General features: G+C 47.3%; 1 protein-coding gene. It reads left to right on the forward strand.

What is annotated here, in order from left to right; translation table 11 throughout:
* Window positions 1-279 (forward strand): isoaspartyl peptidase/L-asparaginase (locus tag QWY28_RS23625; protein WP_300955350.1); only part of this gene is annotated, 279 nt, incomplete at both ends.

The following is a 279-nucleotide window of genomic DNA, read 5'->3' on the forward strand; positions in this document are numbered from 1 at the left end:
GGTCGAATGCGATGCGAGTATCATGGATGGAACTACAGGTTCTTACGGAGCTGTTGGAGCTGTGCAAGGTGTAAAGAACCCCATCCAAGTTGCATTGCACTTGACAAAGGAACAAATGTCAGGTCCTTCACTGCTTGGTCGGATACCCCCCATGTTTTTGGTCGGCGAGGGAGCATGCCAATGGGCAAAATGTAAAGGGATTGACATAATCGATGCCACATCGGAGGATAATAATTGGTTAGTGACTGAGAATGCCAAAGCACAGTGGGTAAAATACAG

This window comes from Nocardioides oceani (assembly GCF_030412965.1).
Taxonomy (GTDB): domain Bacteria; phylum Actinomycetota; class Actinomycetes; order Propionibacteriales; family Nocardioidaceae; genus Nocardioides; species Nocardioides oceani.